This is a genomic window from Bordetella genomosp. 7 (assembly GCF_002261415.1).
Classification (GTDB): Bacteria; Pseudomonadota; Gammaproteobacteria; order Burkholderiales; family Burkholderiaceae_B; genus Bordetella_A.
This window is the reverse complement of sequence record NZ_NEVI01000014.1, coordinates 143,085-167,414: the sequence shown is the minus strand read 5'-3', so window position 1 is coordinate 167,414 and position 24,330 is coordinate 143,085. Positions and strand designations below refer to the sequence as shown.

Below are 24,330 nucleotides of genomic sequence, written 5' to 3'. Positions count from 1 at the left end.
AACCCGCCGCGGGCGGCCCGCTGGCCGGCGGCGCGCGGATTGCGGGATAATCGCAGCCACTTCAGGGAGTCGACATGATCAGAGTTGCAATGGCGGCGGCCGTGGCCGCGCTGGGGCTGGCGGGCTGCTCCACCGGTCTTTCCAGCGGCGGCGGGCTGCATGACAGCCTTTCCGTGCAATCCAGTTATCGCGATGCGTACCAGGCCGCGACGGCGCAGGCCCGGCGCTGCCTGCAGGGCACCGGGGCGTACACCGTGCACGGCCAGATCGATGACACCGCGCGAACCGCGCTGGTGCGCGTCGAGGCGCCTTTCACCGGCGATGACGTGACCCGCGTGCAGATCGCCGCCACCGGCGAGCGCCAGTCGAAGGTGGACATTGCCATGTGGGGCCGCGGCATCTGGAACGAGGACGCCGTGCGCGCCATGCGCGAAGCCATCATCTACGGATTGCCGTCTTGTGTGGCGTACATGCCGGGCGATCCGCGTCCCCAGGACAACGCGCCCCTGCCGCAGCCGCGCTAGGCGCCTGCGGCGGCCGTTCAATCGCCGCCCGGACGGCGCCTGATGATCTTGAACGTGGCCGAGGCCTTGGCCACCAGTTCGCCGTCGGCGCCGCGCACTTCGCCCTCGCAAAAGGCGATCGACGCGCCGCGCCGCAGGCAACGCGCTTCAATGACCAGATCGGTGGTGCCGGGCGCCATGAAACTGGTGGTCATGTCTATCGTGGCCATGCCCAGGCCGGGCTCGCCGCCCCGCGCCGCAGCGCTCAGCGTGAAGTCCAGCACTGCCATCATGGTGCCGCCATGGATGTCGCCCCGGCTGTTGGTCAGGTCGGCGCGCCAGGGCAGGACGGTGCGGGCCTGGTCGGGCCCGACGCGCTCGGGCACCAGGCCCAGCAGGCTCATCAGCGGGATGGTCAGGCCAAAATAGTCGGTCGTCGCGGGCGTGGTCATGGGTACGGCAGCTTCCAGGTAGTGCTTGACAGCGCGTCATAATATGCCGATTTCCGCCGGTGCGCCGGTGCGCCGTTGCGCCGGTGCGCCCGCGGCCTTCGTACTGCAAGTTGCCTGTCATGCCTTCGCCCATGCGCAAGATCGTACACATCGACATGGACGCGTTCTACGCGTCTGTCGAACAGCGCGATAACCCGTCGCTGCGCGGGCTGCCGGTAGTGGTGGCCTGGGAAGGGCCGCGCTCGGTGGTCTGTGCGGCTTCTTACGAGGCGCGCCGCTACGGCGTGCATTCGGCGATGTCGGTGGCCCGCGCGCAGCGCCTGTGCCCGCAGGCGCTTTATGTGCCGCCCGATTTCAACCGATACCGCGACGTGTCGCGCCAGGTGCGGCAGATTTTCATGCGCCATACCGACCTGGTCGAGCCATTGTCGCTCGACGAGGCGTATCTGGACGTCACCGCCAACAAGCAGGGCCTGGCGTCGGCCACCGATGTCGCGCGCGCGATCCGGCATGAAATCCGGCAGGCCACGCAGTTGACCGCTTCGGCCGGGGTGGCGCCCAACAAGTTCCTGGCCAAGATCGCGTCCGATTGGAACAAGCCCGATGGCCTGTTCGTCATCAAGCCCTCGCAGGTGCTTGCGTTTCTGCAGCCCTTGCCGGTGCGCAAGGTGCCCGGGGTGGGCAAGGTGATGCAGTCGCGCCTGGCGGCGCTGGGCGTGCAGACGGTGGGCGACCTGGCGCGTTTCAGCGCGGCAGAGCTGGAGCATCATTTCGGCCGCTATGGGTTGCGGCTGCACGAGCTGTCGCGCGGCGTGGACACGCGCCCGGTGCAGCCGGATGCGCCGTTGCAGCAGATTTCGGCGGAAACCACCTTTGCCACCGATTTGCGGCTGGACGCGCTGGACGAAACGCTTGCGCGCCTGGCGGCCAAGGTATGGGAGCAGGGCACGCGCAAGGGAGCTATCGGACGCACCGTGGTGCTCAAGCTCAAGACAGACCGCTTCCGCATCCTGACGCGCACGCTGACGCTGGCGCGGCCCGTGGAATCGGCGGCCATGCTGGCCGAGGCGGCGCGCCAGTTGTGCACGCGGGTGGATCTGCCGCCCGCCACGCGCTACAGGCTGGCCGGCGTGGGGATGAGCAATTTCGACGAGGGCGCCGTGCCGGGCCGCCAGGCCCGGCTGGACCTGTTCGGCCACGAGGCGCCTGCGCCCGCTGCTACACCAGGCGCTGTTTGACCTGCTGAGATACCAGCGTCATGTCGGCGCGGCCCGCAAGGGCGGGTTTCAGGATGGCCATGACCTTGCCCATGGCCGGGCCGCCGCTGACGCCTTGCGCGGCCACCGCTGCCAGCGCGGCGCTGATGGCCGCGTCGATTTCTTCCGGGGTGGCGGCCTGCGGCAGGAATTCGCGCAGCACATCGAGTTCGGCGGTTTCCTGGGCGGCGGTTTCCAGGCGGCCGGCTTTTTCGTATGCCGTGATGGATTCGCGTCGCTGCTTGACCTGTTTTTCGATGACGGCCGTGATGTCGGCATCGCTCAGTTCGTGGCGGTCGTCGACTTCTTTCTGCTTGATGGCGGCGGACAGGAACCTCAGGGTAGCAAGGCGCTGCGAGTCGCGCGCGCGCATGGCGTCTTTGATGGCATCGGACAAGCGGGTCTTGAGCGAGTTGCTGCTCATGAAAATACCTTTAATGGGATACGGCTGAACCCATGTTTTAACCGGGCGCGCGGGCGCTGCGCAAACGCGCGCGGCGCGCGGTCGTTTAAACATGTAAAATAAATACATGTTCAAGTTTTATCGTGAAAGGAGCAGTACACATGTTGAGCCAGGAAGTCCGCACGCTGGTGAAGTCCACGGCGCCTGTTCTGAAAACCCATGGCGAGGCGCTTACCTGCCATTTCTATGCGCGCATGTTCCAGCACAACCCGGAACTGAAGCAGGTTTTCAACCAGGGCCACCAGGAAGGCGGGCAGCAGCAGCAGGCGTTGGCGGCGGCCGTGGCTGCCTACGCGGAACACATTGACGATCCGTCGGTGCTGGCGCCGGTCATCACGCGCATCGTGCACAAGCATGTCAGCCTGGGCATACGCCCCGAGCACTACGCCATTGTGGGCAAGCACTTGCTGGCGTCCATCCGCGAAGTGCTGGGCGAGGCCGCCACGGACGAACTCGTCGCCGCCTGGGCGGCCGCCTACGGCCAATTGGCCGACCTGCTGATCGCCGAAGAAGCGCGCCTGTATGCGCAGTCGGCCAGCAAAGAGGGCGGCTGGACGGGCTGGCGCGCCTTCCGGGTGGAACGCAAGGTGCCCGAAAGTGCCGAGATCACCTCGTTTTACCTGGCGCCCGCCGACGGCGGCCCGGTGCCCGGATACCTGCCGGGCCAGTACATCTCGCTACGGGTCTATGTGCCCGAACTGGGGTTGATGCAGCCGCGCCAATACAGCCTGTCCGACGCGCCGGGCCAGGGCCGCCTGCGCATCTCCGTCAAGCGCGAAGGCGGCCGGGGCGGGGCGCCCGCCGGCAGCGTATCGAACGTTTTGCATAACCACATCAACGAAGGCGATGTGCTCGACCTGGCGCCGCCGCAGGGCGATTTCACGCTCGACGACCAGCGCGCCGCGCCCGTGGTGCTGCTCAGCGGCGGCGTGGGGCTGACTCCCATGGTGTCGATGCTGAACTACCTGGTGGCGCGCGACGACGGCCGCCAGATCCGTTTCGTGCATGCTTGCCGCGACCGCTCGGTGCATGCCATGAAACAGCACGTCAACGCCGTGGCGCAAGAGCGGCCCAACGTGCGCAAGATCGTTTACTACGAAACGGTGGGCGCCGAAGACCAGCCCGGCATCGATTACGACTATTCCGGCCGGGTCGATCTGCACGCCATACGCGATGTGGCGGTGCTGCCGGACGCCGATTACTACTTGTGCGGGCCGCTGCCGTTCATGGACGAACAGCGCCGCGCGCTGTCTGAACTGGGCGTGCCGCCCCAGCGCATCCATGCCGAAGTATTCGGCACGGGCGGGCCGGGCGCATAGCGGTATAGTCTGGCCCCATGCAACTGACCCGATACACCGACTTCGGCCTGCGCGTACTGATGTACCTGACGCAGGCGGGGGCGCGCGAGACGCCCGTGACGATTCCCGAGATCGCCGAGCGTTTCGCGGTATCGCGCAATCATATGGTCAAGGTGGTGCACTTCCTGGGCCAGCAGGGCTGGGTGGCCACCACGCGGGGCAAGGGCGGCGGCCTGCGGCTGGCCCACCCGCCCACGGCGTACCGCCTGGGCGACCTGGTGCACACCCTCGAGCGCCAGGGCCAGCTCATCAACTGCGCGCAGCCCCCGTGCGCGCTCAATGGCATGTGCCGCTTGTCGGGCCTGTTGGCCGACGGCCTGCAGGTCTTTTTCGACACGCTGAACCGGCACACCCTGGCCGATCTGGTGCGCGCGCCCACCGGCGAGGCCATTGTGCAGTTGTACCGGGCGGCCTGAACGGCCTGCCATGGCGGAATTTCCCGCGTTTTTCGCGGAGCAAACCTTAGGTTATGGGTGCCCGCCGCATTGGCATTTGTGCCACGCGCCCCCGCGTCCCACAATGACCTTGGAATGATTGTTCAAGGTTTGCCATGAAAATCTGCGTAATCGGCGCCGGGGTGGTGGGAGTCACCTCGGCCTATTTTCTTGCCCGGCAGGGTCACGAGGTTGTCCTGGTCGACAGCCGCGCCAATCCGGCGACGGTGTCCAGCTATGCCAACGGCGGGCAGCTCAGCTACAGCTATGTGGCGCCGCTGGCGGGCCCCGGCGTGTTGCCCAATGTGCCGGCGTGGCTGCTGCGGGCCGATTCTCCGTTGCGCTTCCGGCCGCGCCTGGACCCTCACCAATGGCTGTGGAGCCTGCGCTTCGCGCTGGCTTGCCGCGCGTCGGTGGCGCAGGTTTCCACGGCGCAACTGCAATCGCTGTCGTACCTGAGCCGTGACGTGCTGCACCGGTTGCTGGCCGAAGAAAATCTGGAATTCGGCCACGTGCGCAACGGCAAGCTGATTGCCTACCGCAGCCCTGAGCTGCTCGAGAAGGCCCGCAAGCTCGTGGCCTACCAGGCTTCGCTGGGCGCCGAGCAGCGCGTCCTGGATGCGGTAGAAACACTGGAACTCGAACCCGCCCTGGCCGGGCTGGGCGCAAGCCTCGCGGGGGCGGTATATACGCCGAGCGAAGAAGCAGGCGATTGCCGCCAGTTCACCGAAGGCCTGTTCAAGCGCCTGCAGGCGCTGGGCAATGTCGAATGCCGCATGGCCAGCCCCGTGCACCGGTTGCGGCGCGAAGGCCGCAAGATCGTGGCGGTGGAAACCGCAACGGGCGACATAGCCGCCGACGCCGTGGTGCTGGCGGCCGGCATGGGCGCGCGCGCGCTCATCAAGCCGCTGGGCCAGGACTTGCCGCTGTATCCGCTGAAGGGCTATAGCCTGACCGTGCCGCTGGAACCGGGTGACACCACCGCACCGGCCATCAGCGTCACCGATTACGAGCGGCGCATCGTGTATGCGCGCGTCGGTGGCGTGCTGCGCATCGCCGCGATGGTAGACATAGGCAGTGCCGACGCCGATATCGATCCCGCGCGCATTGCCCTGCTCAAGCGGCAGGTGCACGAGATTTTCCCGAACCTGGACTTGAGCAAGGCCGAAGCGTGGGCCGGCTTGCGTCCGGCCACGCCCACCGGCAAGCCGCAAATCGGCGCCGCGCGGGTGGCCGACAATCTGTGGCTGAACATCGGCCATGGCGCACTGGGCTTTACGCTGGCGTGCGGCAGCGCGGCGCTGCTGACCGCGCAGATGTCGGGGCTGGAACTGCCTATCGATGCGCTGCCGTTTCGGCCGTAGGCGGACGGCTTGCTGTAGATGCTTTGAGTTCTTGAGTCGCCTTGCCGTGCGCGTCCACGGGTTGCCACGAAGGGGCGATACAACGGGAACGCTGACGCTTCGTTGAATCCAGGCATAGTCCTGCCCGGTCTGCGCGGGCGGGCGGTGCGTTGGGCGGCGGGGCAGCCGGCGCAGCCGGCCGAGGGTGCCTGTATGCACCCGAGCCCGACGCACGTGCACCGCCCGCCCGCGCAGACCGGGCAGGACGGCCCAAGAAAACGCACCCCCCGGCAACCATCCACTTTATCGCCCTGAAAATTTCCCGCGCCCGGAAAGAACCACAAAGACCGGATCAATGAAAATTCCGGCTCCGCGCCTGCAGATTTCCCAGCAAACCCGATAAATCCACCAGCCGCCGTGCGATCAGGTGCCGCACGCCGCCGACGTTCTGCCACACCCCGTACACCCCAAGCAGCGTCGCCCCCAGCAATTCGCGGCGCTGGCGCTCGATAAGCTCCGTGCGCACCACCACATTGACGGGCCCGGTTTCGTCTTCCAGTGTCACGAAAATCGTTCCCTTGGCCGTCTGAGGCCGCTGGCGCACCGTAACCAGCCCGCAGGCCCGCGCCAGGCGCCGGTCGGGATAGGTATTGAGCACCTCGGCGGGCTCGAATCGCAACGCTCCCAGACGAGACCGCAGCAACGCCAGCGGATGGCTGCGCAGCGTCAGGCGCAGGCTGCGATAGTCAGCCGAAACCGATTGCCCCTCGGTAGGGTCGGGCAACACGGGCGCATCGGTATCGGCGCTATCCGCATCGCGCAGCAAATCGCGATGGGCCACGCTGGCGCTGGCTTCCCAACTGGCCAGGCGGCGGTGGCCGGCCAGGCTGTTCAACGCATCGGCCGCGGCCAGCGCATCCAGATCACGCCGCGTCAGCGCCGCGCGGCGGCCCAGGTCGCGCGTGTCCGAAAACGGCGCTTGCGCGCGCGCCTGCTCAATACGCCGTGCGGCGGCTTCCGCAAGCCCCTGCACCTGGTTCAGGCCCAGGCGCACAGCCGGACGGCCTGGCGCGTCGGGCAGGCCTTCCAGGCCGGCTTCCCATCCGCTGGATGAGACGTCTGCGGGCAGTACGGTGACGCCGTGCCGGCGGGCATCCTGCACCAGTTGCGCGGGCGCATAAAACCCCATGGGCTGCGAATTGAGCAAGGCGGCCAGGAACGCCTCCGGCTCGTGACACTTGAGCCAGGAGCTCGCGTAGGCCAGCAGTGCGAAACTGGCCGCGTGGCTTTCGGGGAAACCATATTCGCCGAACCCTTCGATCTGGCGGATGATGGCCTCGGCGAATGCCATGCTGTAGCCGTTCTTGAGCAAACCCTGCACCAGCTTCTTGTTGAAGCGGTCGATGCCGCCCTTGCGTTTCCAGGCTGCCATCGAACGCCGCAGTTCGTCGGCTTCGCCTGGAGTGAAATCGGCCGCCACCATGGCGATCTGCATGACCTGTTCCTGGAAGATCGGTACGCCCAGCGTGCGCGACAGCACGGTTTCCACGGCCTTGCTGGGATAGGTCACGCGTTCCTGCTTCTGGCGCCGGCGCAAGTACGGATGCACCATGCCGCCCTGTATCGGACCCGGCCGCACGATGGCCACCTGCACCACCAGGTCGTAGTATTCGCGCGGCTGCAGGCGCGGCAGCATGCTCATTTGCGCACGCGATTCGATCTGGAAAACGCCCACGGTGTCGGCGGCGCAGATCATGTCGTAGGTGGCCGGGTCGTCTTGCGGAATATCCTGCAGCGCCAGGGGCTGGCCGCGCCGCCGGGCGGCCAGGTCCAGGGCGCGATGCAGGACAGACAGCATGCCCAGCGCCAGGATGTCGACCTTGAGCAGGCCCAGGGCGTCGAGGTCGTCCTTGTCCCATTGCACGACGCTGCGGTCGGGCATGGCGGCGTTTTCGATGGGCACCAGGCGGGCCAGGTTGTCGCGCGCGATGACAAAGCCACCGGGGTGCTGCGACAGGTGGCGGGGAAAGCCCATCAGCGTCTCGGCCAGCGCGGCCCAATGCCGCGCCTCGCGCGATGCCGGATCCAGCCCGCAATTGCCCAGCGTGTTCAGCATGGCATGCTTGCCGTCCCACCATTGGTGCGCGCGCGCCACCGCGTCGATGATGCCCGGGTCGATGCCCAGCGCGCGGCCGGTATCGCGCAGCACGCTGCGCGGGCGGTATGAAATCACCACGCCCGTCAGCGCGGCGCGGTGCCGCCCGTATTTTGTGTAGATGTATTGAATGACTTCTTCGCGCCGCTGGTGTTCGAAGTCCACATCGATATCAGGCGGCTCGTTGCGTTCTTTGCTGATGAAGCGTTCGAACAGCGCCTGGCTTTTGTCTGGCGGCACCGCGGTAATGCCCAGGCAATAGCACACCGCCGAATTGGCGGCCGAGCCGCGCCCCTGGCACAGGATGTTGTTGCGGCGCGCATATTGCACGATGTCGTACACCGTGAGGAAGTAGGGTTCGTACTTCAGTTCGGAAATCAAGGCCAGTTCTTTTTCGACCAGCGCCACCACGGTGGCGGGAATCTCGCCCGGGTAGCGGCGGCGCATGCCCGCATAGACTTCCTGGCGCAGATAGCTTGCGGGCGTGGCGCCGGGGGGCACGATTTCATCGGGATATTCGTAACGCAGCTGATCAAGCGAAAAGGCGCAGCGTTGCGCGATGGCCAGGGTCTGGGCCAGGGTTTCGGGCGGGTACAGCGACGCGAGCCGCAGGCGGGTGCGCAAGTGCTGTTCGGCGTTGGCCTGCAGGCTGTAGCCGCATTGCGCCACGCTGCGCCGGGTGCGTATGGCTGCCAGGGTATCGTGCAGCGGCTTGCGTGAGCGCAGGTGCATCTGCACGCAACCCACGGCCACCACCGGCAGCCCGCTGGCCTGTGCGGCGTGCTGCACGGCCGCGCGATGCAGGTCGTCGCGGGCGTGGTGCAGCAGGGTCAGGCCCACCCACGCGCGGCCGGCGAAATGCCGCGCCACCCAGCAGGCCTGCGCGGCCAGGGTGTCGGCATCGATGCCGGCCGGCGGCGCCAGGATGGCCAGGCAATCGGGCATGCCGCGCAGGTGTGCGTGGGCGGGCGCGGGTGCGGCGATGTCATCGGCATACAGGCGGTATTCGCCCTTGGGCGCGCGCGAGCGCGCCCAGGTGATCAGTTCGGACAGGTTGCCGTAGCCTTCACGGTTCTGCGCCAGCAGTACCAGCGTCAATGGCGGCGTATCGGGGCCTTGCTGCAAGACCAGGGTGCTGCCGATGATGAGCGACAGGTTGCATGCCTTGGCCGCCACGTGCGCCCGCACCACGCCCGCCAGCGAGCACTCGTCGGTGATGGCCAGCGCGGCGTAGCCCAGCTGCGCGGCCTGTTCCACCAGCTCGCCGGGATGCGAGGCGCCTTGCAGGAAAGAAAAATTCGACAGGCACTGCAATTCGGCATAGGCCGGCAGCAGGCCGGGCAAGGCAGACTGCATCATGCGTAGCGTCCGTGCAGAAACCAGCGCGCGTGCTCGGTATCGCGCTCGCGGTAGATCCAGTAGCGCACTGTGGCGGCATCTTCGGCCACGAAGTAGTCGCGCACCGTCAGGGGCGCGTCCCACCAGCCGCTTTCGATGCGCTCGGGGCCGCGCACCAGTCGCAAGGCCTGTCCGGCATAAACGGGACGATGTCCCGCTTCTGTCAGTTGCAGGGGCGGATCAAGCAGCCAGAAGGGCCGGTCCAGCGGCCCGGGATGGGCGGCCATGCCGGCCGGGCCGTCTTGCGCGGCTTGCCAGCCGTTGGCGACTTCAGGGCGATGATCGGCCACGGGCTGGGCATGCAATACCCGATGGCGGCCCAGCCGGGCGCTGAGCAGGTCGATCAGCCGGGCATGTTCGGCGGGAGTGCCGCCGGGTTCGGGAAACAGGCAGGCGCTGGCGGCGGGCTGTTCCACGGTGTCGGTCACGCTGAGCACCAGGGCGATGACCGGGGCCTGGAGTTGCAGGCGGTCGAGTTTTTCGCGCAGCAGATCCAGCAGGTGCGACTGTTGCCATGCCGGCTGGGCCAGGCTCAGGGGCAATTCGATAGGGGCCCGGGCGTGCCGGCCGCGTTCGTGTTCGAGGATCAGGTTCAGGTGCTGCACGGCGCGCCGCCGTGCAGCCAGCCAGCCGCACAGGGGTTCGAGCAGGCGGCGCGTCCAGGCCAGCAGGGCGTCGGCGTGCTGGAGATAATCGGGCAGTTCCAGCCGTTGCCGGAAGCGCGCGGGCGGCTGGATCCAGGCGTGGCATTCGGGTTGCGTGCCGTAGGCGGCATCGAGCTCTTGGGTGAGCGTGGTACCGCAGCGCCGCTGCAGACCGGCGCGGGGCAGGCGGCGCAAGGCGCCCAGCGTATGGCAGCCCAGGTCGCCCAGCCATTCCAGGCGGGGCCTGGCGCCCGGCAGCAGGGCGCAGGGCAGGGCATCGAGGCGCCGCGCCAGGGTTGCCGCCTGCAATGCCCGGCGCGGTGTGCGGGCCGCCGCGTGGTGTGCCAGCAGCCAGGCGCCCTGGGCGGTAGGGGCCATGCCCAGCCGGGCATGCAGGCTCATGGCGCGCAAGGTGGCGGCCACGCGCCGGTGCAGGGCGCGCGGCCCGCCGAAATACGTCAGGCTGGCGCCCACTTGCAGCAACACGGTATCCGGGCCGGCCAGGGCGATGTCGGGCGTGTACTGCAGCAGGGCCAGCGAGGCTTCGTGCAGCAGCGTGTTTTCGGCAGGCGCATCGCGATCCAGCAGCGGAATATCGGGCGCCATGGCGGCCGCGCCCGCGCGGCGCATGCCGGCCCGCAACCCGGCGGCGGCCGCTGCCGGCGTCAGGGCGGCGATGCGTTCGTGGTCCAGCACCGCAAACGCCGCATCAGGAGACCACTGAGGGCGTGCGGCGTCCAGCGGCAGGCAGCGCAGGAAGACGGCGATCCAGAGGGGCATGGCGAGTGGGGGCGTAAGCCGGCGCCGAAGCGGGCTCGAAAAGGATATGCAGGGGTTCGGCGCAGGCCGGCCCGCGCCGCTTCAGGATATGAACCGACAGCCCGCCGGGGGCGGGGGCCAGGGCCAGGCGCAGCGGCGCAGGCGAAGCCTGCTGGGCCGCCGTAGCCGGACGCAGGATGAAGCACAGCGTGTCGTGGCCCTGGGCCGCCAGGTGCAGCCGGCGCAATGCCTCGGGCCGCGCCCGGGGCAGCCAGCACATCAAGGCCCCGCAAGTGCCGTGTTTCAGGATTTGCTCGGCAGCCCACAGGGCGTCGGCAGGACGTTCGGGCGCCACCCAGAGCAGTTGCCGGGGATCCAGCCGCCAGCCTTGCCAGCAGGCCAGATGCGGGACATGAGGAGGCTGCACCAGCGCGATGACATGGCGGCGGTCGAGTTGGGCCAGCGCCGGCTGCAACAGGCGGATTTCGCCAATGCCGGGATGGGGGGCCAGCAGTTCGACCAGCGCGCCCTGCGGCCACCCGCCCGCGGGCAACTGCGCAGACAGTGCGGCATGGCCGGTGGGCACGCCGCGGGCGGCGCTGCGCGCCAATTGCGTGGCGCGCCACAGGGCGGGGTGGATGTGTTCGGGCTGCATGGCAAAAACGTATTTACTGTACAAATATACAGTATTTGTCCGAGGAAGTGGGCTGGCCTATTCGCGCCGCATCACCGTCGTGCCCCCAGGTCTACAATGATCCAACGCCACATCCACAGCCGCGCCCCGTTCCTCTCATGTCCCACGCCGACGCCTACGAATCCCTGCCTGCCGCCGATATCAGGCAGTTGTTCATCCTGCTGCACGGCGTGGGGGGCACGCCCCAGGACATGCAGCCGCTGGCGCAGGCCCTGCGCGGGGCGTTCCCGCAGGCCGCGATCCTGGTCCCGGCCGGCTTCGAACCCTATGACGGCGCCGCTGCCGGCCGGCAGTGGTTCTCGGTCAGCGGCGTCACCGACGACAACCGCCCCGAACGCGTGGCCCGTGCCATGCCGGCCCTGGTCGATTACGTTCGCGGGGCGCAGGCGCGGTTCGGCCTGCTGCAATCCGACACCGCACTGGCGGGGTTTTCACAAGGCGCGATCATGGCGCTCGAAGCCGTGCAGGCCCACGATGGGTTGGCCGGGCGCGTGTTGGCGTTTTCCGGCCGGTATGCCCAGCTGCCCAAGGCAGCGCCGCAATACACCACCATCCACCTGCTGCATGGCGCCGATGATCCGGTGATGGCCGTGGGGCATACGCAGGCCGCGCAGGCGCGGCTGCAGGCGCTGCATGGCGATGCCACGATAGACGTTGCCAGCCGCGTCGGCCACTCGTTGCATCCGGCCCTGGTGCAACGGGCCATTGAACGCCTGCAAACCTGTGTGCCGCTGCGCAGCTGGGAAGCGGCCCTGGGTCTGTCCCAGACACCGCCCCAGGGCACGACCCTGCATTAGCTTGTTCCCGCCTTCCGGCCGCCGCGGCTTCAGGCCTGGCCGCTGGCGATGATGACCAGCGCACGGGCGGTCTTGCGGCCCTCGGCGCTCAGGCTGTGGGGCAGGTATCCCGGAAAGCGCACGCTGTCGTCGCGTTCGAGCACGACGGTATGTTCGCCGAAATGCACCCGCACCCGGCCTTCCAGCACGAAGATCAGTTCGTCTCCGTTGTGGCGCGCCACGCTCTGTTGGCCATGCGTGCCTACCTGCACCACCATTACCGACAGACCGCTGTTGGGCGCGCCCATCGTAATGGCTTCGTAGGCGTGCTCGCCCGGATCGCCGGGCGCCGTCGCCACCCTGTGCCGTTCGTCGGCGCGCACGACGTGGATTTCATCCTGCGGATCGGTTTCGCCCAGCAGCGCCGACAGCGACGTACCCAGGGCCACCGCCACGGTGTGCAACGACCCCACCGACGCGAATTTCTCGCCGCGCTCCAGGCGCGACAGGAAGCCTTTGTCGAGCTGGGTCAGTTCGGACAACCCCGCCAGTGTCAACTTGCGCTGGCGGCGCATCGCCCGTATCCGCAATCCCACCTGCTGGGCATCGGGGGCGGTGGCGGCGGCGAGTGTGCGGCGTTTCGGCGGCATGGATGAAGGGCAGTCAGGACGGCGAAGGCTGCATGATGCCACTTTTGTGATTGTGTGGCAGGGGCGCCCTGCGGGTTTCCCCTTGTTGAGGAATCAGGCAATTGTTTGTACGTTAGACAACAAGTTGCCTAAAAGGCAACCACAAAAACTACATCAGGCAGGCCTTCGCGCCAGCCGGCATTTACCAGGATGATGATTGATGTCTGATTACGCTTCCCAAGACAAGGACGCGCTGCGCCGCCGTGTCGATCGCGAGATCGAAGAACGCGCGACGCAGCAGGCCGACTGGACCTCCGCCCAGAAAATGGCGCTGGCCTGCCGCATGCTGGCCGCGCAAGGCCATTGGCACGGTGGCTTGGCCGGCCAGATCACCGCGCGCGGCGACCAGCCGGGCACGATCTGGACCTTGCCGTTCGGCCTGGGCGCCGACGAGGCCCGCGCCAGCGAGTTGATCCTCATCGATGAAGACATCAACCCGCTGGACGGCAAGTCGCTGCCCAACCCCGCCAACCGTTTTCACGCGTGGATCTACCGGCACCGGCCCGACGTGCAGTGCATTGTGCATACGCATCCACCCGCGGTGTCTGCGCTGTCGATGGTGGGCGAGCCGCTGGTGGTAGCCCACATGGACGCCACGCCTTTCTTCGATGATTGCGCCTACCTGGCCGAATGGCCGGGCCTGCCCATCGGTGACGACGAGGGCCAGATCATTTCGAGCGCGTTGGGCGACAAGCGCGCCATTCTGCTGGCCAACCACGGCATGCTGACCGCCGGCAAGTCAATCGAAGAGGCCACGGTGATGGCCTTGTGGCTGGAGCAAGTGGCGGCGTTGCAATTGCGGGCCCGCGCAATAGGGCCGGTCAAGCCGGTGCCCGCCGAACGCGCTCGCGAGGCCCATGATTTCCTGGTCAAGCCCAAGATCCTGGGCCTGACGTTCGCCTATTTCGCCCGCCGCGCCCTGCGCGAGGCGCCCGATTGCATCGATTAAGGAATCCGTGCCATGCAACGACGTCGTTTTCTGACTCTCGCCGGCGCCGGTGGCGCCGCGCTGGCTGCGCCGGCAGTGGCGCAGGATGCGCCCGTGATCCAGTGGCGCATGCCCAGCAGCTTTCCGCGATCGCTCGATACCGTGTGGGGAGCGGCGGAGTTCCTGTGCGCGCGCGTGGCTGCGCTGACCGATGGCAAGTTCAGCATCCGGCCGTTTTCGGCGGGAGAACTGGTGCCGCCGCTGCAGGTGCTGGATGCGGTGCAGAATGGCACCACCGAATGCGGCCACACGGCGGGTTTTTATTACGTGGGCAAAGAGCCTGCGCTGGTGTTCGACACGGGCGTGCCGTTCGGGTTGACCCCGCGTCAGCACAATGCGTGGCTGCTGTATGGCGGCGGCGCGCAGTTGATCGATGAGCTGTATGCCGGCTTCAACGCCCTGGCGATTCCGTGCGGCAACACGGGCGCGCAGATGGGCGGCTGGTTCCGCAAGGAAATCAACACTCCCGCCGATTTCAAGGGCTTGCGAATCCGTACGCCCGGGCTGCTCAGCATGGTGTACCAGAAGCTGGGCGCCATTCCACAGCAGGTGGCCGGCAGCGATATCTACCCCGCCCTGGAGAAAGGCGCGCTCGATGCCGTGGAATTCGTGGGCCCCTACGATGACGAGAAGCTGGGCTTTGCCAAGGTGGCCCAGTATTACTACGGCCCCGGCGTCATGGAGCTGGGCGCCAATCTGTGCGTCACCGTCAACCGCGACAGCTGGGCCAGGCTCCCGCCCCGCTACCAGGAGGCCCTGCGTGCGGCCAGCGCACTCGCGGCCGATGACCTCCTCGCCAAATACGACGCCAACAATATCGGGGCGCTCAAGCGCCTGGTGGGGCAGGGCGTCAAGCTGAAGTCGTGGCCGCCCGAGGTCATGCACGCCATGCAGCGCGCCACGCGCGAGGTGCTGGAGGAATACGCCGGCAAGAATCCAGCCTTTGCGAAAGTGCTGACCTCGTGGCGAGCCTTCCGCAATGACCAGCTGCTGTGGGCCAGCGTCAACGACGGCGCCGCCGAGAACTACCTGATGGCGACCCGCCAGCAGGGCCTATAGCGAGCTGGTCGCCTGGCCGCTAGCCCGTGCAGTCGGCCCAGCAGTTGGGGGTCTCGTACAGGCGTACGCGCGCCAGGCGCAGTTGCGCGCCATAGTGGCTGTGATAGTGCGGCGCCAGGGTGGCGAAAACCACCTGCGCCAGGTTTTCGGCAGTGGGTATGCAGTCGAGCACCACGGTCTTGTGGCCGGGCAGGCTGTCGAGAAACTCGCGCACCGCCGTGTCGCCGCGATAGACCAGGAACGCGTGGTCCCAGGGGTCGACGATATGACGCTTGGCGATGGCCTTGATTTCCGAGAAGTCCATCAGCATGCCGTTGTCGGACTGGCCGGGCGCATCGACCACGTCGCCCTGCAACGTGATTTCAAGAACATAGCGATGCCCGTGCAGGTTTCGGCACTGGCTGCGATGGTCGGGAATGCGGTGGCCGGCGTCGAATTCGAGTTTGCGGGTCACCGAGATCATGCGTGGCTCCGCCAGGCACGTGAACAGTTCATGGAATGCCTATGTATTTGTGGGTTTGCAGGCTGAGCCGCCATTGAGGGTGCTGCAGGCAATACTGCACCGCCTGCTCGGTGTGGGCCGCGCGCCGGGGGCCATCCATGGGCTGCAGGAAGAAATGCTGGAAGTCCAGGTGCGCAAACGCTTCGGGCCGCGCGTCGGGTTGCGGATAGACCAGCTTGAGCTCGTGCCCGCGTTCGATCACCACTTCCGCGCTGCCCTTGGGGCTGACACAGATCCAGTCGACGCCGTCGGGCGCGGGCAGCGTGCCGTTGGTTTCAATGGCCACGGTAAAGCCGCGGGCGTGCACTTCGTGCAGCAAGGGGGCGTCGAGCTGCAGCAGGGGTTCGCCGCCCGTGAACACCACGTAGCGGTCGCGCGTATCCGGCCCCCATGCCGCGGCGATTGCGTCGGCCAGCAGGGCCGCGCTGGCGAACTTGCCGCCGCCCGGGCCGTCGGTGCCCACGAAGTCGGTGTCGCAGAACGTGCAGGCCGCCGCCGCACGGTCGGATTCGCGCCCCGACCACAGGTTGCAGCCGGCAAAGCGGCAGAATACCGCGGCGCGGCCTGCCTGGGCGCCTTCGCCCTGCAGTGTCTTGAAGATTTCTTTGGTGGAGTATGTCATGCCATGCAGGCGGCACATGGCCGGCCCTGTCCAAACCGCCATTTTAGCGGCACGGCGCCAGTCGCGGCGGCGGGCAGGCTGGCGTAGACTGACGGCCTGCCATGTACCACGTTCAAGATGACCTGTACCTGGACGAACGCGATATCGAGTTCGGCATGATCCGCGCGCAGGGCGCCGGCGGCCAGAACGTCAACAAGGTATCCAGCGCCGTCCATCTGCGCTTCGATGTGCGCGCATCCGGCCTGCCGGCGCACATCAAGGAAGCGCTGTGCGCGCTGCCCGACCGCCGGGTGTCCGGCGAAGGCGTCATCGTGATCAAGGCGCAGAGCTCCCGCAGCCAGGAAAAAAACCGCGCCGAGGCGCTCGAGCGGCTGGCCGATATGGTGCGGCTGGCCGCCCGGCCGGCCAAGCCGCGCCATCCCACCCGGCCCACGCGCGCCTCGCAGCGCCGCCGGGTGCAGCGCAAAGTGCTGCGCGGCGAGATCAAGCGCCTGCGGGGCAAGATCAGCGATGACTGAAGCGCGGCCCCATTTGCCCAACCACGACACCCACACATGAAAGCGCCCCCTCGCCACGCCTATCTTTGCCTGCTGGCCACGCTGTACGCGATATGGTGGCTGATACTGGCCATTGATCCGCATGACCGTCCGGCATGGCTGCTGGAAAACGCGCTGGTGCTGCTGTTTGGGGCGGCGCTGGTGTTCACGCGGCGCTGGTTCGCGTTTTCGCGCGTGTCGTACACCTTGATCTTCCTGTTCATGTGCCTGCATGCCGTCGGCTCGCACTACACCTATTCGCTGGTGCCCTACGACGACTGGTGGCGCGCCCTGACCGGGCACAGCCTGAACGAGGCGCTTGGCTGGCAGCGCAACCATTTCGACCGCCTGGTGCACTTTTCGTATGGCCTGCTGTTTGCCTATCCCATCCGCGAAATCTTCCTGCGCGTGGTCGAGGTGCGGGGCTTCTGGGGGTACCTGCTGCCGCTGGACGTGGCGCTGTCTACCTCGGCGCTTTATGAACTGGTCGAATGGGGCGCCGCCGTGATGTTCGGCGGCGACCTGGGAACAGCCTATCTGGGTACCCAGGGCGATATCTGGGACGCCCAGAAAGACATGGCCCTGGCCGCCGCAGGCGCCTGCATTGCGATGCTGGTGACCGCGTTGGCTAACTGGCGCGCGCATCGCGACCTGGCGCGCGAATGGGCCGACAGCCTCAAGCCGGCAGCGCGCCCGTCCGCACGCGGCGCATAGCGACCTGCGGTGCGCCGCGTGGGGCGCCGGGCGCCGGCCGACGCTTTGCGTCCCGGCCTGCCGGGTCAGGCATTCCAGGTGAATGTGGCCCGCGCCGTGCCGCTCTGCGGCACGGAGATCTGCCGGGTTTTTTCATCGTCCTTGAAGCTGGCCGATACGTGGTAGCGCCCGGCCGGCAGCTTCACCAGCAGATAGGGGCCGTTGGCAGTGGTATCGAGCACCGTGGCGCCTTGCGCGTCGGTGATCTTGACCCGCACGTCGGCCAGGTAGGCGCCGCCTTGCGACGACGCGAATGTCAGTGCCAGCGGATACTGGCTGCTGGCGGCCTTGATGGCCTCGGACTCGTCATAACCGAATCCCCCGGTCAGATATTGCACCTGGCCTTGCTGCTGCACCGGCGGCAGGACGCCGGCGGTTTGCGCGCCGGCCGATCCGGCGGCCAGTGCCAGGCACCCGGCCGCCAGCGCGGCGGCCAGGCGCGAAGGAGTATGGCGTGGGTTCATGGGCATTCTCCGATAGGAAAGGCCCGGCGCCAGCCGCGGCCGGGCTCGCGGGCGCCCGGCCCGCCGGGCGTAACCATTTAGATGATATTGCGGGCGGCGAGTTCGTCACGCCACAGGTTGCAACCGGTGTTTCCGCAAGTGTCCCGTTTCCGGGCGGTTTACGGCGCGTGTGACCGGCGCGTCACGGGGCGGCGCGCCACGCGAACAACAGGTCGCTGTCGCCCTGCGGCTGGCCATCGGGGCCGTAGCGGCGCTCGTGCAGCTCGCCGCGCCCGCCGGCGTGCAGCGCCAGCACCGTGGATCCGCGCGTGCCGTAATCGGGGCTGATGATGAACGGGCTGCTCAGCAGCCGCTCGCGCGCCAGGCCGATGCCGGTGTCGGGCAGGCTGGCGTCGTCGGCCGGCGTGTCGTCGCGCAAGGCGTCGTACAACGCCGCGAGATCGGGTTGCGGCGTGGCGCGCAGTACACGCCGGAAGGCGGCCTTGACGCGCGCCAGCTTGGGCCACGGGGTGTCGAGCAGGTGGTTGGATACGGCGTAGATGCCGGGCGTCAACTGGCGTGGCGCGCCATTGCGGTTGCTGACATACCAGCAGACGGCCGCATCGCCCACGATCAGGTTGAATCCGTTGTACCGGCCGCCGCGCTCGTGCACCGCGGCGGCGTAGTCGGCGGGCGAAGCCTCGCCGTGCAGATAGTCTTCGACCAGCGCGCCGCGCGTCGGCGCGTCGGGCAACACGTTGGCGGGGTCGCGGAAGTTGGTGACGAGCGCATAGCGTCCGCGCTCATTCGCGGCCATCCATGCGCCGCCGGCTCGCAGGTCGCGCCCGCCATAGATGACGGGGCGGGCCGGCCAGGCGGCCGCGGGCTGGGTGGGGCGCGCATGGAATTCATCGCGATTGGCGGCGATCAAGACCGGGATGCCGGTGACGGCATGCAGGGCCAGCACGGCCAGACACATAACACGTTTCCTGTCGGGTGCCCGCCTGCGTTGCGGCTGGCGCCGCGGCGCGGCGTGATTCAGTTGGCCGGGCCGGCATACGCGGGAGCACATTCATGGCAATTGGACGACGAAGCGTCCGGATGCGGGGATGATACGCTTTCTGCCTCGTTCCACCACCCGCCGCCCAGGGCCTGCAGCAATGCGGCGGTGTCTGCGTAGCGGTCGGCCTGGGCCTGCACGCGCGCCGCTCGCGTGCGCCATTGCTCGCGCCGGGCGTCCAGCAACGCCAGCTGACTGACGCCCCCCGCCTGGTAAAGCCGCTCGGTAATGCGATATGCCTGCTCGGCCTGTTGGTCGGCTTCGGTGGCCGCCTGCAGGGTCGCGGCATCCGCATGCACCGCGCGCAAGGCATCGGCCACTTGCTGGAAGCCCTGCAGCACGGTGTCGCGATAAGCCGCCGCAGCGCCCTGCAAAGCCGCCTCGGCCGCGCGCTGGCGGGCCAGCAATTCGCCGCCGCGAAACAGCGGCTGGGTCAGCCCCAATGCCAGGTTCCAGACATTGACACCGTCGGCCATGTCGCCGGCCCGGGTGCGTTGTGATCCGAAACTGCCTGTCAGCGTAAAACGGGGGTAGCGGTTTGCCGCGGCCACGCCCGCGTCGGCGGTGGCGCGCCGCCACAGGGATTCGGCTGCGAGGATGTCCGGCCGCTGCCGCGCCAGCTGCGACGGTACGCCCAGCGGCACGTCCAGCGGCAGTTGCAGGTCGGCCAGCGACAACGCCGGCAGCTCAGCCTGCGACGGCAACCGCCCCAGGTACACCGCGAGCTGGTGGCGCGCGCGATCCAGCTCTTGTTCCAGGGGCGGCAGCTCGGCGCGCGCCTGCGCCACCAGCGATTCCTGGCGCCGCACATCCAGGGCCGACACGCCGCCTGCATGGTGGCGCTGGCGCAGGATGGCCAGCTGGCGTGTCTGCGCGGCCAGTAATTCGCGATGGGCGTCCAGGCGCTCTTGCAGGCCGGCCTGGCGGATCGCGGTTGTCACCACGTTGCCGGCGAGCATCATGCGGGCCGCCTGCAACTCGTATTGCTGGTGGTCGGCCTGCGCCTGCAGCCCTTCTATCGCGCGACGTTCGGCGCCGAACACATCCAGCGTGTACGACACTTCGATAGAGGCGTTGTACAGCGTGAAGGGGGGCGGCAGTTCGGTGACGGGAATGCCATAGGCCGAGGGGTCGACTTTCTGGCGCGCGCCTGACGCTTCCGCGTCAACCGAAGGCAGGGTGCGCGCGCCGGCTTGCGCGCGCAGTTCTTCCTGCGCCTGCAACAGGCGTGCGCGCGCCTGTTGCAGTGTGGGGCTGTGTTCCAGGGCCTGGCGCACCAGCTGGTCCAGGGCGGGCGAGCGGAACAGCGTCCACCATTGAGCCGGGATGTCCGTGCCCGCATGCAGGCGTTGTGCGGGAACCGACTCGTTGCCGGATGTCGACGCCGCGGCGGGCGCTGCCGCGTAGCGCTGTACGTCCGGCGGGGCCGGACGCTCGAAATCGGGGCCGACGGCGCAGCCGGACAGGGCCGCAGCCAGGATGCCGCCGGCCCAGGCCACGCCGGGCCGCCGCATCAATCGCGAAACGAGAAGATAAGGGCTCATGCGTCAATCCAGGGTGCGGCGATAGAACTTCACCGCCAGTGCCATGACCAGGACCGTGAACAGCAGCAGCGGCCATACATGCGGCCACAGGTCGGCCCAGCCGCTGCCCTTGAGCAGGATGCCGCGGATCAGCCGGTTGAAGTATGTCAGCGGCAGCAGGTTGCCCACGTGCTGCGCCCAGATGGGCATGCCGTGAAACGGAAACATGAACCCCGACAGCAGGATGTTGGGCAGGAAATAGAACGTGGTCAGCTGCATGGCTTGCAGCTGGTTCTGCGCCAGCGAAGACAGGGTGATGCCCACGGTCAGGTTGGCTGCCACGAACAGCGAGGCCGCCAGGTATGCCGCCACCAGGCTGCCCATGAAGGGCACGTGGAACACGTAGCGGGCGGCCAGCAGGATGATGGTGGCCTGCGCAAGCCCGATGAAAATGTAGGGCACGATCTTGCCGGTCATGACTTCCAGCGGATGCACCGGCGTGGCCAGCAGGTTTTCCATGGTGCCGCGTTCGCGTTCGCGGGTCATGGCCAGGCCCGTCATCATCACCAGCGTCATGCTCAATATCACGCCCATCAGGCCGGGCACGGTGTTGTATTGGGCGATCTGCTCTTCGTTGTACAGGCGGTGCACGCGCACGTCGAATGGCGGCTCGCCGCCGGCCAGGTGCGCCAGCGGGCCGGTAAGGTCTTTGCGCGCCACGGCCTGGCTCAGCTGCGTGGCCGCGGCCACCGCCATGCCCGTGGCGGTAGGGTCGGTTGCGTCGGCCTCGATCAGCAGCGCGGGCCGTTCGCCGCGCAGCAGACTGCGCGTGAAATCGGGCGGAATGGTCAGCACGAACAGGACACGCCCCTGCGCCAGCGCTGCGCGGCCCGCCTCTTCGTTGGGCAGTTCTTCGACGATATTGAAGTAGTCCGATGCCTTCATGGCCGACACGAAGGTGCGCGTGAACTCGCTGTGGTCGGATGCGATGACCGCCGTGGGCATCTGCTTGGGGTCCGTGTTGATGGCATATCCGAACAGCGCCAGTTCCATGATGGGTATGCCCACGATCATGCCGAAGGTAAGGCGGTCGCGGCGCAGCTGCAGGAATTCCTTGAGCACCATGCTCCACCACCGCAGCCACGAAAACCGCCGCTCGCGCGCGCTCATGGCCGCCCGCCGTAGTTGTCGGTGGAGCGGTTCATCAGGTAGATGAACACGTCTTCCAGGCTGGTGTCGACGGGCTCGGCGCGCAGGTCGCTGCCCTGGATGGCCGCGCGCACGGTGCGTTCAAGCGTGTCGTGGTCGGCGCCGCTGACGTGCAGCGCCGCGCCGAAGGCAACGGTCTGGTCCACGCCGGGGCTGCTGCGCAGGCGCTGGCCCAGCGAAACCAGATCCTGCCCGTGGATGGCCCAGGTCGCCAATCCCTGTTCGGCGGTGACGCTGGCGGCCGTGCCCTGGGTCAGCAGCCGGCCATAGGCCAGGTACGCCAGCTTATGGCAGCGTTCGGCTTCGTCCATGTAGTGCGTGCTGACCAGCACGGAAATGCCGCGCGCGGCCAGCATGTGGAGCTCTTCCCAGAAGTCGCGGCGCGCCGTGGGGTCGACCCCCGCGGTGGGTTCGTCCAGCAGCAGGAGCCGGGGCTCGTGCAGCAGGCAGGCCGCCAGGGCCAGGCGCTGCTTCCATCCGCCCGACAGTGCGCCGGTAAGCTGGTTGGCGCGGCTCTGCAGGCCCAGGTTTTCGAGCGCCTGGTCGACGGCGTCGCGGCGGTTGGGCATTTCGTACATGCGCGCGACGAAGTCGAGGTTCTCGCGTATGGTCAGGTCTTCCCAGTACGAGAACTTCTGCGTCATGTATCCCACGTGGCGCTTGATGTCGGCGCTTTGGGTCAGGATGTCGTAGCCCAGGCAGGTGCCGCTGCCCGAATCGGGCGTAAGCAGGCCGCACATGAGCCGTATGCAGGTTGTCTTGCCGCTGCCGTTCGGGCCCAGGAACCCGAAGATCTCGCCCCGGCGCACCTGCAGCGACACGTCGTTGACCACTTGCTTGTCGCCGAACCGCTTGCTCAGGCCCTGCACATCGATCACCAGTTCGCTGTCGGCAGTTGCGCTCATTGCAGCGTGACCTCCACGGGCTGGCCCGGATGCAGGCGCGCCGCGGCCTGCGGTTCGGGGTGCGCTTCGATCATGTAGACGAGTTTGCCGCGGCTGTCGCGGCTGTAGATCACCGGCGGGGTGTATTCGGCTTGCTGCGACACGTAAGTGATGGCCGCGGGTATCGCCTGGCCGCAACCGTCGCAATGCACGTCCACGCGCTGGCCGATGCGCAGCGCGCCCAGCGCCGCTTCGGGCACGAAGAACCGCAGTTTGATGTTGTCCGGCGGCAGCAGGCGCACCACGGGGTTGCCGGCCGCCACCCATTCTCCGGGGCGGAACATGGTGTCGTACACGCGTGCGGCCTGGGCGGCGGCAACCTGCTTTTGCGCCAGGGCCCATTCAGCCTGGGCCAGCGCGGCGCTTGCCGCCTCGACCTGGGCGTCCTGCGCCTTCAATTGTTCGCGCCGGCCCGGCAGTTCCGCGACCTGCAGCTGCGCGCGCAATTCGCGCGCGCGGGCGGCGCTGGCTTGCGCCTGGGCGCGGCTGTCATCGAGCTGGGCTTGCGCGATGCCGCCGGCCGCGAATTGGGCGCGATCGCGCTTGTACTGCGCCGCGGCGCGGCCGGCTTCGGCGTCGGCCTGCGCGAGCTGCGCGCGCACGACCTCGACTTCCTGAGGGCGCTTGCCGCTGTCCAGGTCCAGGCGCCGCGCCCGCGCGGCGTCCAGCCGGGCGCGTGCTTCGCGCCGCGCCTGGGCTTCCGGCGTGGCGTCCAGCGAAAAAAGCGGGGCCCCGGCGGCAACCTCGTCGCCTCGCGCAACGTGCAATGCCTGCAAGCGCCCGGGGCGCTCGGGCGCCATGTAGACGAATTCGCCTTCCACGTAACCTTGATAGAAGGCCTGGCGGTTGTCATCGCAGGCGGCCAGCAGCAGGGGCAGGCAGGCAGCGGCCAGAACGTGGCGCAGCCGCAGATTACGGCGATTCGCGAGCGGGCGCGATCGGGCGGGCATATCAGGCTCCAGGATGAGAGGCGGCGGAGGGTGGCGCGGCAGAAGCCGTGAACAGTCCTCCGGACAACAAGGCGAGCGCGTGGGCAATAATCGTGCCGGCATCGGGCGCGGCGTTGTCCGCGTCTTTCCACAGGCGCTGCGACAACGCGGCCGTGGCCATGGGCAGCATCGTGATGCCCAGAATCGACAAAAACACCAGGCGCGGCTCGATCCCCGGGTTCACGATGCCGGCCGCCTGCCCGGCGCGGATAGCGTGGGCGAACCCGTGCAGGCGGTCGACAGGCAAACGGCTGAATACTCTTTCCCGCAGCATGCCGCCTTCGTTGACGACTTCGCGCATCCACAGCGGGGGCAGCCACGGGCGTTCGCTGGCGCATTGCACGATGCGCGTCACGATCTGGGTGGCCATGGCGCGCAGATCGGGGGCGGCGCTTTGCGCGGCGGCGGCGGGGGCCCACACATAAGCGATGAGGGGCCCCAGGCGTTCGGCCACCACGACGTCGAGCAGTTGATCCCGGTTCTTGAAGTAGTAATGCACCATGGCTGGAGTGACGCCTGCGTGCACCGCGATGTGGGCAAGCGTGGTGCCGGCCACCCCTTTCGAGGCGAACAGCGTCGTGGCGGCATCGAGCAAGGCGTCGCGGCCATCGGCGCGCCGCGGACGGCCGGGCTTGCGAGGTGGGGAGCGGGCAGCATCGGTCATGGCGGCATTTTAATTAACTAATTAGTTAATTAAAAGAGGCAGGCATACGCGGCCAGGCACGAACCGTTCGATGGCGGCAGGAAGAGGCCCAGGCAGCGGTGCTGCGCTGGGCCG

The 24,330-nt window shown here is 67.8% G+C and carries 25 protein-coding genes; 10 read left to right on the top strand and 15 right to left on the bottom strand.

What is annotated here, in order from left to right:
- The first annotated feature begins 74 nt into the window (after positions 1–74).
- Positions 75–524 carry a BPTD_2524 family lipoprotein gene (locus CAL18_RS07735; protein ID WP_038851857.1) on the top strand — a complete coding sequence of 150 codons (450 nt, stop codon included), beginning with the start codon at positions 75–77 and terminating at the stop codon, positions 522–524.
- 17 nt (positions 525–541) lie between these two features.
- Here the strand turns inward: CAL18_RS07735 and CAL18_RS07730 are convergent, their stop codons facing one another.
- Entirely contained in the window at positions 542–955 is a 414-nt protein-coding gene (locus CAL18_RS07730; RefSeq protein WP_026637960.1) for a PaaI family thioesterase, read from the bottom strand.
- Positions 956–1,074: 119 nt separating this feature from the next.
- Here CAL18_RS07730 and dinB point away from each other — a divergent pair, with 119 nt between their 5' ends.
- Positions 1,075–2,193 carry a DNA polymerase IV gene (gene dinB / locus CAL18_RS07725; RefSeq protein ID WP_094817647.1) on the top strand — a complete coding sequence of 373 codons (1,119 nt, stop codon included), beginning with the start codon at positions 1,075–1,077 and terminating at the stop codon, positions 2,191–2,193.
- On the opposite strand, the gene CAL18_RS07720 is transcribed toward dinB, so the two are convergent.
- Complete coding sequence (locus CAL18_RS07720; protein ID WP_026637958.1) at positions 2,174–2,635, bottom strand: GatB/YqeY domain-containing protein; 462 nt, start codon at positions 2,633–2,635, stop codon at positions 2,174–2,176. The two genes, dinB and CAL18_RS07720, sit on opposite strands and share 20 nt — an antisense overlap.
- A gap of 140 nt (positions 2,636–2,775) precedes the next feature.
- Between CAL18_RS07720 and hmpA the strand changes: the two genes are divergently transcribed.
- The 3 genes from hmpA to CAL18_RS07705 all read left to right on the top strand — a co-directional run bounded on the left by hmpA (position 2,776) and on the right by CAL18_RS07705 (position 5,830).
- Positions 2,776–3,993: an NO-inducible flavohemoprotein gene (gene hmpA / locus CAL18_RS07715; protein ID WP_094817646.1), complete on the top strand. Its 1,218-nt coding sequence runs from the start codon at positions 2,776–2,778 to the stop codon at positions 3,991–3,993.
- A gap of 17 nt (positions 3,994–4,010) precedes the next feature.
- The gene (locus CAL18_RS07710) at positions 4,011–4,448 is read left to right on the top strand and encodes an Rrf2 family transcriptional regulator (protein WP_026637956.1); all 438 of its coding nucleotides are present in this window, start codon (positions 4,011–4,013) and stop codon (positions 4,446–4,448) included.
- 134 nt (positions 4,449–4,582) lie between these two features.
- Positions 4,583–5,830, top strand: coding sequence for a D-amino acid dehydrogenase (locus CAL18_RS07705; RefSeq protein WP_094817645.1), 1,248 nt, complete (start codon positions 4,583–4,585; stop codon positions 5,828–5,830).
- 331 nt (positions 5,831–6,161) lie between these two features.
- Here CAL18_RS07705 and CAL18_RS07700 read toward each other — a convergent pair whose 3' ends face one another.
- From CAL18_RS07700 to imuA, 3 genes are read right to left on the bottom strand one after another with little or no spacing between them, the layout of a single operon-like run.
- Complete coding sequence (locus tag CAL18_RS07700) at positions 6,162–9,323, bottom strand: error-prone DNA polymerase (RefSeq protein ID WP_283163497.1); 3,162 nt, start codon at positions 9,321–9,323, stop codon at positions 6,162–6,164.
- Entirely contained in the window at positions 9,320–10,786 is a 1,467-nt protein-coding gene (locus CAL18_RS07695; protein ID WP_094817644.1) for a Y-family DNA polymerase, read from the bottom strand. The genes CAL18_RS07700 and CAL18_RS07695 overlap by 4 nt, the downstream gene beginning before the upstream one ends.
- Complete coding sequence (gene imuA / locus CAL18_RS07690) at positions 10,716–11,420, bottom strand: translesion DNA synthesis-associated protein ImuA (protein WP_094817643.1); 705 nt, start codon at positions 11,418–11,420, stop codon at positions 10,716–10,718. The genes CAL18_RS07695 and imuA overlap by 71 nt, the downstream gene beginning before the upstream one ends.
- A gap of 137 nt (positions 11,421–11,557) precedes the next feature.
- Between imuA and ypfH the strand changes: the two genes are divergently transcribed.
- Positions 11,558–12,256, top strand: coding sequence for an esterase (ypfH, locus tag CAL18_RS07685; protein ID WP_094796620.1), 699 nt, complete (start codon positions 11,558–11,560; stop codon positions 12,254–12,256).
- A 29-nt stretch (positions 12,257–12,285) separates the two neighbouring features.
- On the opposite strand, the gene CAL18_RS07680 is transcribed toward ypfH, so the two are convergent.
- On the bottom strand, positions 12,286–12,885 hold the full coding sequence (locus CAL18_RS07680) for a helix-turn-helix domain-containing protein (protein ID WP_094817642.1): 600 nt from the start codon (positions 12,883–12,885) through the stop codon (positions 12,286–12,288).
- A gap of 199 nt (positions 12,886–13,084) precedes the next feature.
- Here CAL18_RS07680 and CAL18_RS07675 point away from each other — a divergent pair, with 199 nt between their 5' ends.
- Both CAL18_RS07675 and CAL18_RS07670 read left to right on the top strand, forming a co-directional pair.
- The gene (locus CAL18_RS07675) at positions 13,085–13,873 is read left to right on the top strand and encodes an aldolase (RefSeq protein WP_094817641.1); all 789 of its coding nucleotides are present in this window, start codon (positions 13,085–13,087) and stop codon (positions 13,871–13,873) included.
- 12 nt (positions 13,874–13,885) lie between these two features.
- Positions 13,886–14,971, top strand: coding sequence for a TRAP transporter substrate-binding protein (locus CAL18_RS07670; protein WP_094817640.1), 1,086 nt, complete (start codon positions 13,886–13,888; stop codon positions 14,969–14,971).
- Positions 14,972–14,990: 19 nt separating this feature from the next.
- Here the strand turns inward: CAL18_RS07670 and queD are convergent, their stop codons facing one another.
- Together queD and queE are read right to left on the bottom strand one after the other, a co-directional pair.
- Positions 14,991–15,434, bottom strand: a complete 444-nt coding sequence (queD, locus tag CAL18_RS07665; protein ID WP_026637948.1) for a 6-carboxytetrahydropterin synthase QueD — start codon at positions 15,432–15,434, stop codon at positions 14,991–14,993.
- Positions 15,435–15,462: 28 nt separating this feature from the next.
- Positions 15,463–16,095 (bottom strand): 7-carboxy-7-deazaguanine synthase, encoded by a 633-nt coding sequence (queE, locus tag CAL18_RS07660; RefSeq protein WP_026637947.1) that lies wholly within the window; start codon positions 16,093–16,095, stop codon positions 15,463–15,465.
- 101 nt (positions 16,096–16,196) lie between these two features.
- On the opposite strand from queE, the gene arfB reads away from it, so the two are divergent.
- Entirely contained in the window at positions 16,197–16,613 is a 417-nt protein-coding gene (gene arfB, locus CAL18_RS07655; protein WP_026637946.1) for an alternative ribosome rescue aminoacyl-tRNA hydrolase ArfB, read from the top strand.
- A gap of 36 nt (positions 16,614–16,649) precedes the next feature.
- A complete protein-coding gene (locus CAL18_RS07650) occupies positions 16,650–17,345 on the top strand; it encodes a DUF2238 domain-containing protein (RefSeq protein ID WP_094817639.1) in 696 nt (231 codons plus the stop codon).
- 65 nt (positions 17,346–17,410) lie between these two features.
- Here CAL18_RS07650 and CAL18_RS07645 read toward each other — a convergent pair whose 3' ends face one another.
- The 7 genes from CAL18_RS07645 to CAL18_RS07615 all read right to left on the bottom strand — a co-directional run bounded on the left by CAL18_RS07645 (position 17,411) and on the right by CAL18_RS07615 (position 24,216).
- Positions 17,411–17,848, bottom strand: coding sequence for a carboxypeptidase-like regulatory domain-containing protein (locus tag CAL18_RS07645; RefSeq protein ID WP_094796616.1), 438 nt, complete (start codon positions 17,846–17,848; stop codon positions 17,411–17,413).
- A 181-nt stretch (positions 17,849–18,029) separates the two neighbouring features.
- Positions 18,030–18,806 (bottom strand): NRDE family protein, encoded by a 777-nt coding sequence (locus CAL18_RS07640; RefSeq protein WP_094817638.1) that lies wholly within the window; start codon positions 18,804–18,806, stop codon positions 18,030–18,032.
- 59 nt (positions 18,807–18,865) lie between these two features.
- Complete coding sequence (locus CAL18_RS07635; RefSeq protein ID WP_094817637.1) at positions 18,866–20,401, bottom strand: efflux transporter outer membrane subunit; 1,536 nt, start codon at positions 20,399–20,401, stop codon at positions 18,866–18,868.
- A gap of 33 nt (positions 20,402–20,434) precedes the next feature.
- The gene (locus CAL18_RS07630; RefSeq protein WP_026637942.1) at positions 20,435–21,580 is read right to left on the bottom strand and encodes an ABC transporter permease; all 1,146 of its coding nucleotides are present in this window, start codon (positions 21,578–21,580) and stop codon (positions 20,435–20,437) included.
- Entirely contained in the window at positions 21,577–22,524 is a 948-nt protein-coding gene (locus tag CAL18_RS07625) for an ABC transporter ATP-binding protein (RefSeq protein WP_026637941.1), read from the bottom strand. The genes CAL18_RS07630 and CAL18_RS07625 overlap by 4 nt, the downstream gene beginning before the upstream one ends.
- Positions 22,521–23,513 carry an HlyD family secretion protein gene (locus tag CAL18_RS07620; protein ID WP_094796614.1) on the bottom strand — a complete coding sequence of 331 codons (993 nt, stop codon included), beginning with the start codon at positions 23,511–23,513 and terminating at the stop codon, positions 22,521–22,523. Before CAL18_RS07620 ends, CAL18_RS07625 begins: the two co-directional genes overlap by 4 nt.
- Before the next feature lies 1 nt (position 23,514).
- Positions 23,515–24,216, bottom strand: a complete 702-nt coding sequence (locus CAL18_RS07615) for a TetR/AcrR family transcriptional regulator (RefSeq protein ID WP_094817636.1) — start codon at positions 24,214–24,216, stop codon at positions 23,515–23,517.
- Between the last annotated feature and the right edge of the window lie 114 nt (positions 24,217–24,330).

What these genes read in the sequence shown, in the direction of transcription:
- CAL18_RS07735 (WP_038851857.1), top strand. Translation starts at nt 75, where the DNA reads ATGATCAGAGTTGCAATGGCGGCGGCCGTGGCCGCGCTGGGGCTGGCG.
- CAL18_RS07730 (WP_026637960.1), bottom strand. Translation starts at nt 955, where the DNA reads ATGACCACGCCCGCGACGACCGACTATTTTGGCCTGACCATCCCGCTG.
- dinB (WP_094817647.1), top strand. Translation starts at nt 1,075, where the DNA reads ATGCCTTCGCCCATGCGCAAGATCGTACACATCGACATGGACGCGTTC.
- CAL18_RS07720 (WP_026637958.1), bottom strand. Translation starts at nt 2,635, where the DNA reads ATGAGCAGCAACTCGCTCAAGACCCGCTTGTCCGATGCCATCAAAGAC.
- hmpA (WP_094817646.1), top strand. Translation starts at nt 2,776, where the DNA reads ATGTTGAGCCAGGAAGTCCGCACGCTGGTGAAGTCCACGGCGCCTGTT.
- CAL18_RS07710 (WP_026637956.1), top strand. Translation starts at nt 4,011, where the DNA reads ATGCAACTGACCCGATACACCGACTTCGGCCTGCGCGTACTGATGTAC.
- CAL18_RS07705 (WP_094817645.1), top strand. Translation starts at nt 4,583, where the DNA reads ATGAAAATCTGCGTAATCGGCGCCGGGGTGGTGGGAGTCACCTCGGCC.
- CAL18_RS07700 (WP_283163497.1), bottom strand. Translation starts at nt 9,323, where the DNA reads ATGATGCAGTCTGCCTTGCCCGGCCTGCTGCCGGCCTATGCCGAATTG.
- CAL18_RS07695 (WP_094817644.1), bottom strand. Translation starts at nt 10,786, where the DNA reads ATGCCCCTCTGGATCGCCGTCTTCCTGCGCTGCCTGCCGCTGGACGCC.
- imuA (WP_094817643.1), bottom strand. Translation starts at nt 11,420, where the DNA reads ATGCAGCCCGAACACATCCACCCCGCCCTGTGGCGCGCCACGCAATTG.
- ypfH (WP_094796620.1), top strand. Translation starts at nt 11,558, where the DNA reads ATGTCCCACGCCGACGCCTACGAATCCCTGCCTGCCGCCGATATCAGG.
- CAL18_RS07680 (WP_094817642.1), bottom strand. Translation starts at nt 12,885, where the DNA reads ATGCCGCCGAAACGCCGCACACTCGCCGCCGCCACCGCCCCCGATGCC.
- CAL18_RS07675 (WP_094817641.1), top strand. Translation starts at nt 13,085, where the DNA reads ATGTCTGATTACGCTTCCCAAGACAAGGACGCGCTGCGCCGCCGTGTC.
- CAL18_RS07670 (WP_094817640.1), top strand. Translation starts at nt 13,886, where the DNA reads ATGCAACGACGTCGTTTTCTGACTCTCGCCGGCGCCGGTGGCGCCGCG.
- queD (WP_026637948.1), bottom strand. Translation starts at nt 15,434, where the DNA reads ATGATCTCGGTGACCCGCAAACTCGAATTCGACGCCGGCCACCGCATT.
- queE (WP_026637947.1), bottom strand. Translation starts at nt 16,095, where the DNA reads ATGACATACTCCACCAAAGAAATCTTCAAGACACTGCAGGGCGAAGGC.
- arfB (WP_026637946.1), top strand. Translation starts at nt 16,197, where the DNA reads ATGTACCACGTTCAAGATGACCTGTACCTGGACGAACGCGATATCGAG.
- CAL18_RS07650 (WP_094817639.1), top strand. Translation starts at nt 16,650, where the DNA reads ATGAAAGCGCCCCCTCGCCACGCCTATCTTTGCCTGCTGGCCACGCTG.
- CAL18_RS07645 (WP_094796616.1), bottom strand. Translation starts at nt 17,848, where the DNA reads ATGAACCCACGCCATACTCCTTCGCGCCTGGCCGCCGCGCTGGCGGCC.
- CAL18_RS07640 (WP_094817638.1), bottom strand. Translation starts at nt 18,806, where the DNA reads ATGTGTCTGGCCGTGCTGGCCCTGCATGCCGTCACCGGCATCCCGGTC.
- CAL18_RS07635 (WP_094817637.1), bottom strand. Translation starts at nt 20,401, where the DNA reads ATGCGGCGGCCCGGCGTGGCCTGGGCCGGCGGCATCCTGGCTGCGGCC.
- CAL18_RS07630 (WP_026637942.1), bottom strand. Translation starts at nt 21,580, where the DNA reads ATGAGCGCGCGCGAGCGGCGGTTTTCGTGGCTGCGGTGGTGGAGCATG.
- CAL18_RS07625 (WP_026637941.1), bottom strand. Translation starts at nt 22,524, where the DNA reads ATGAGCGCAACTGCCGACAGCGAACTGGTGATCGATGTGCAGGGCCTG.
- CAL18_RS07620 (WP_094796614.1), bottom strand. Translation starts at nt 23,513, where the DNA reads ATGCCCGCCCGATCGCGCCCGCTCGCGAATCGCCGTAATCTGCGGCTG.
- CAL18_RS07615 (WP_094817636.1), bottom strand. Translation starts at nt 24,216, where the DNA reads ATGACCGATGCTGCCCGCTCCCCACCTCGCAAGCCCGGCCGTCCGCGG.